This is a genomic window from Anaerococcus sp. (assembly GCF_022770135.1).
GTDB lineage: Bacteria > Bacillota > Clostridia > Tissierellales > Peptoniphilaceae > Anaerococcus.
Genome location: NZ_JALEIL010000153.1, coordinates 1 through 3,751, shown reverse-complemented (window position 1 = coordinate 3,751; position 3,751 = coordinate 1). Strand labels below are relative to the sequence as shown.

Annotated in this window: 2 protein-coding genes and 1 pseudogene; all 3 read right to left on the bottom strand. The window is 37.5% G+C overall.

Features of this window, described 5'->3' with window-relative positions:
* Window positions 1-348, bottom strand: a pseudogene (locus tag MRZ08_RS07755) (amidophosphoribosyltransferase); the annotation flags it as partial.
* 316 nt (window positions 349-664) lie between these two features.
* A complete protein-coding gene (locus MRZ08_RS07750) occupies window positions 665-2,320 on the bottom strand; it encodes a formate--tetrahydrofolate ligase (protein ID WP_297381392.1) in 1,656 nt (551 codons plus the stop codon).
* Between the two features lie 163 nt (window positions 2,321-2,483).
* Window positions 2,484-3,751: amidohydrolase family protein (locus MRZ08_RS07745; RefSeq protein WP_297381389.1), on the bottom strand; the 1,268-nt coding region annotated here is incomplete at its 5' end.

Below are 3,751 nucleotides of genomic sequence, written 5' to 3'. Positions count from 1 at the left end.
TTCTTCTTTTTTCTTTAATGTTTTATAATTTACCAGATTCCCATCATGGGCTAGGGAAAATTCATTTCCCTTGGCAAAACTTACCAGAGGCTCGACATTATAGTCTTGGTTACAGCCTTCTGGTGCACTCCTAACATGACCTAGGCCGTATTCTCCTTCGCTTTCTTCTAGATTGTCATCAGCGAAAATTTCATTGACAAGCCCTAGTCCCCTTATTCTTCTTAAGTTTTTTCCAGTTGAAAGGATGATTCCAGATGCATCCTGACCCCTATGTTGGATTGAACTTAGTGAATAAAATAATTTCTGCGTTTTTCCTGTTTTAGTTTTTATTCCTACTACACCGCTCATTGGTCTATCTTCTCCTATATCACTTATCTACACACATAAAAAGAGAACCCTAAACAGGGTCCTCTTAGTGCAGGGCAAAGAAATTCAATTGTAAATCTCAACTTCTTGATATAGGCAAAGATAGAGTTAATCACGCTAATAGAAATGAATTTTATAGTAAATGGTTTGTTTGTTAGACATTTGTTTTTCATAGCACCCTCCATCTTCCCTAAATTTTTGTATATCTCTATTATAAATAATTTAACAAATTTTGCAAGTTTTTTTAAGTATTTTTTTCTGAAATTTCTAGCCTTTATTCTCATGAAAAGGTAAACAATTAGAATAATCCAACTATCTCATTATTTTCATCTAAATCAATTTTATAAGCATTAGCAGCCTTTGGAAGTCCTGGCATGGTCAAAATATTTCCTGTATAGGCAACCAAAAATCCTGCTCCTGCATTGATCCTAATTTCTCTAATTGTTATATCATAGTCGTCTTCTGTGATATTGATATTTCCATCATCGGATAACGAATAAGGTGTTTTGGCTATACAAATTGGTAAGTTTTGATATCCTAGGTCTTCAATTTTTTTGATGTCCTTCTCGCACTTTTTGCTATAAACTACTCCCTTAGCCCTATAGATTTCCTTGGCTATAGTCTCTATTTTTTCCTTTACACCTTGATCTAGGTCGTATAAGTAGTTAAAGTCATTGTCATTTTCACAAAGCTCAACTAGGTCTCTAGCAAGCTCTTCACCGCCAGCTCCCCCATCGGTAAAGACACTTGTCTCGACTGCCTTAACTTTAAGCTCTTCTGTCATCTTCTTTACAAGTTCTATTTCTCTGTCGGTATCGGTATCGAATTTGTTGATAGCGACAATTATATTTTGACCAAATTTTCTCATATTTTCTATATGGATTTTGAGATTCTTAAAACCTATTTCAAGCTTTTCTAGATTTTCTTCTTTCAAATTCTCAAAATCCACTCCTGCGTGATATTTTAAACTTCTTATTGATGTCACTATTACACTTGCAGAAGGAGTTAGTCCACCTAGCCTACATTTGATATCATTAAACTTCTCAGCTCCAAGATCTGCCCCGAAACCAGCTTCAGTTACTACATAATCAGCTATGCCAAGGCCAGTCTTTGTCGCAAGTAGTGAATTACAGCCATGGGCTATATTTGCGAAAGGTCCTCCGTGAATTATTGCAGGAGTATGTTCTATAGTTTGGACTAGATTTGGCTTAAGAGCTTCTTTCATAACTACAGCGACAGAGCCTGTTGCCTTGATATCATCGACTGTTACAGGATTATTGTCATAGTCGTAGGCTACTATCATCTTGCTTACTTTTTCTCTAAAGTCTTCTATGCTTGTAGCAAGACACAAGACTGCCATCATTTCTGTAGCAACAGTTATATCAAACTTATCCTCACGACTAACCCCATCTGTCCTGTTTCCAAGTCCTATTACAATATTTCTTAGGGCCCTGTCGTTTAGGTCGACACATCTTCTCCAGACTATTCTTTTTGGATCGATTCTTTTCTCGTTTCCTTGGTAGATATGATTATCCAAAATAGCAGCCACGAGATTTACCGCACTGGTTATGGCGTGGAAGTCTCCTGTAAAATGTAGGTTTATCTCATCCATTGGGAGGACTTGACTATAACCCCCACCGGCGGCTCCGCCCTTTCTTCCGAAGGAAGGTCCCATAGATGGCTCTCTTAAGACAGATACTGCCTTCTTGCCAATTCTATTTAAGGCCATAGATAGGCCTATGTTTAGGGTAGTCTTTCCCTCTCCACTTGGGGTTGGATTTGTCGCTGTTACAAGGATTAGCTTAGAGTCTTTTTTCATATTGCCTGCATAAGATAGAGGCAATTTAGCCTTGTAGTTTCCGTATTTCTCATAATCATCGATTCCTAAATCCTTACAGATTTCGTCGATATCCACTAATTCCGTTTCCTTCGCTATCTCAATATCAGTCTTCATCATTACTTCCTTTCGTACTCGCATATACTTAAAATTAGAATCAGCTTCCACCATGAATATACCATTGAATTATAAATTTTTAAGTGATTTTTTCCTATAATTATAAATTCCAGCTAGAAAATATTAAAAAAAGAGGCATTTCTAAGTCATGCCCCTAATCAATTTATCTTATATTTAATTTAACATCATATTCTCTTTTGGCCTTTTTGAATAGGAATTTTCCATCACGAACTGATGCCAAACACTCGGCCCTATTTCTTATAGCTTCAAATTCATTTTCTGCATCCAGAACTATAAAGTTTGCAGGCTTTCCTGGATCAAAGCCGTACTCATCTTCTATATGCATGGTCTTTGCGCCATTGTAAGTAACAAGATCAAAGTCTTTCTCGAAGTCCTTTTCTCTCATAAGTTGGCTTAGGTGAATTCCATTATCTAGGATATTCATAAGATTACCGTTTCCAGCTGGATACCATAAGTCTACTATGGAGTCTTGGGCAAAACAAACATTGATTCCATTATCTACAAATTCCAAAACTCTGGTAAGTCCCCTACGTTTTGGATAAGAGTCTTGTCTTCCTTGAAGAAATACGTTTTCTGTAGGAAGGGCTATGAAGTTAAGCTTAGATTTTCTAAATAAGCCCATCATCCTAAAGACATAGGAATCATCCACAGATCCAAAAGAGCAAGTGTGGCTTGCTGTAGTCTTTTCTCCTATGCCATTAATCATGGCTTCTGCATTGAGGACTTCGACAAATCTTGCCATCACATCGTCTGTCTCATCGCAGTGAACATCTATTAACTTATCGTATTTTACGGCAAGATTTACGATCTCTTTGATGGATTTTTCTCCAAGTTCCCTAGACCATTCGTTGTGAGGGATACCTCCGACTACTTCACAACCAAGCTTAAGGGCTTCTTCTACTAGGTCCCTACCTGTTTTTCCTTCCTCCTCGTATGAATACATACCGTTTTGTGGGAAGGCTACGACTTGGATTGTGACCTTATCCTTTAATTCATCACGAACCTCAAGAGCTGCCCTAATGCCTGTAAGATTTGGATCTGTACAATCGGTTTGGGCTCTGATGTATTGAGTTCCGTGGGATAAGCATTCTTCGACAGCCCCATAGATTCTCTCCTTCATTTCTTCCTTACTCGTACCCTTCTTGAAGTCATTCCATAGGTCAATCGCCTCAAAAAGAGTACCCGATTCATTCTTTACCTCATCGGTCTTGCCAATCATGTAATAATCAAGATGAAGGTGACTATCAACATAAGGTGGTATCACTAGCCTTCCATCTAGGTCGATTACTTCATCACAAGCTTCTAGATTTTTTCCAAATTCCTTAAATTTTCCATCTTCTACGAGAATTTCTCTCGCATCTTCCAATCCATAAATCTTTGCATTGATAAATTTTTTCTTCATAATAACCT

What these genes read in the sequence shown, in the direction of transcription:
- MRZ08_RS07750 (WP_297381392.1), bottom strand. Translation starts at nt 2,320, where the DNA reads ATGAAGACTGATATTGAGATAGCGAAGGAAACGGAATTAGTGGATATC.